Raw genomic sequence first — 1,817 nt, 5'->3', positions numbered from 1 at the left:
GAGGGCCTCGGCGAGGCGGTGGGAGTCGCCGCTGGTGGTGACCAGGTGAGCGTGGTGCATGAGGCGGTCGGTGGAGGCCCCGGCGAGGGTCTTCGGCATGATCGTGTCGAAGCCGGAGGGGTGGATGTTGCTGGTCACCGCGATCGAGCGGCGCTCATAGGCGGCGTCGATGATCCGGTAGAACGCCTCGGCGGCGTCCTCGCCGACCGGCAGTAGGCCAATATCATCGATCACGATGAGGTCGGCCCGGCAGATCCGAGCGACGGTCCGCGCGGTCGAGCCGTCGACCTTCGACTTGCCGATCGCGGCGGCCAGGGTCTCCAGGGTGAACCACGACACCCGCAGGTCCTTCTCGATCGCAGCCTGGGCCAGACCCTCGGTGAAGTGCGACTTCCCGGTCCCCGACGGGCCGGCGATCACCAGATTCTCCGCGCGGCTGATCCACTCGAGGGTGACCAGCGAGTTCTGCGTCGGCTCGGGGATCGTGGAGTCCTCGGCCCGCCAGGACGCCAGAGTCTTGCCAGTGGGGAAGTTCGCCGCGTGCCGGCGAAGCCGGCGGGTGGCCGCGTCGCGTCCGATGACCTCCTCGGAGATCAGCAGCCGCAGCACCTCGGCGGGATCCCACCGCTGAGCGCGGGCGGTGGCCAGGACGTCCGGTGCGGCCTTGCGCATGTAGGGCAGCCGCATCCGGCGCATCAGCTTGTCGAGTTCCTCGGGAAGGGCCGGGGCCTGGGGAAAGCTCACGTTCATGCCGTTCTCTTCGATGACGTGCGGTCAGGATGCTGATCAGAGCGATGCGGGGTGGTGGTCACCGCCCGAGGGCCTGCCAGCCGATCGTGCCGTTCTGGACGGAGTGGGCCTCGTCCGCGCGGACGACCTGCCCGGCGGGCTTGTTCGCCGCGACATGCTCCAGGATGGAGACCAGGTCGTCCTCGGCGAACCGGCCGGCCGCGGCCGCCAGACCGAGGGCCTGATCGACCCGCTCGGAACCCAGAACCGTCGCCAGCTCGACGGCGTGGGCCATCTTCGCCCGGATCCGTGAGGCTCCGGCGGGACCGGCCTCCTTGAGCCAGCGGCCGGCGCCGGGGCCGATGCCCACGAACGCGATCTCCGCCTCCGAGCGCGGCCGCAGCCTGGGCTGGTGGACCTGGCGGCCGTCGGGATGGTCCGGGTAGTGCTCGTCGATGATCTGCGGGACGCCCGGAGTGGACAGCTGATGACGCCAGATCTCCGACAGGTCACCGGACTCGGTGCGGGCCGTGATGGACAGCTCGTCACCGACGACCCGGCACCAGACCCTGGCGCCCGTGTAGCCCGGCGGGGTCGAGTAGCGCACCGCGTTGAAGCTGATCGTGCGGTCCGCCCCGACCACCCTCTCCTCCCCGAGCGCGAGGGCCAGGGGCTCGATCGGCAGGACGTGCAGCGTGGTGCGTTCGATGTCCAGGCGGTCGGAGGGGATCTGCCCGGTCGCCCGGTGCCGTCGCGTGTTCACCATGTCGCACCAGATCCGGCAGGCGTCCGCGAGCTCGGCGAATGAGTCGTAGGCCGGCAGCAGGTTCGCCGTGGTCGGGACCAGGTCGGCCTTCGCGATCCGGACCGTGGCCTCCGCCCCGCCCTTCGATTCCGGGTCGTAGGGGACGCAGGACACGACCTGGCAGCCGTAGTGCCGGCCCGCAGCGACCATCTGCGGATGCCGCACCGGAATCCCGGCGATGTGTTCGACGGTGACCGTCTTCGCATTGTCGGTCAGCACGTAGGTCGGCGCCCCGCCGATCCGCCGCAGTGTCGTGTCCAGGCAGGCCACCAGCGTGCCCAGG

The 1,817-nt window shown here is 70.6% G+C and carries 2 protein-coding genes; both read right to left on the bottom strand.

What is annotated here, in order from left to right:
- On the bottom strand, positions 1–750 hold a 750-nt coding region (gene istB / locus ACIOFR_RS42185; protein WP_401006140.1), incomplete at its 3' end, for an IS21-like element helper ATPase IstB.
- Between the two features lie 58 nt (positions 751–808).
- Positions 809–1,817 (bottom strand): Mu transposase domain-containing protein (locus ACIOFR_RS42180; RefSeq protein ID WP_401006138.1); only part of this gene is annotated, 1,009 nt, incomplete at its 5' end.

Source organism: Kitasatospora sp. NPDC088346, assembly GCF_044740765.1.
Classification (GTDB): domain Bacteria; phylum Actinomycetota; class Actinomycetes; order Streptomycetales; family Streptomycetaceae; genus Kitasatospora.
Note: the sequence above shows the minus strand (reverse complement) of the source record. Positions and strands in the feature narration are given on the sequence as shown.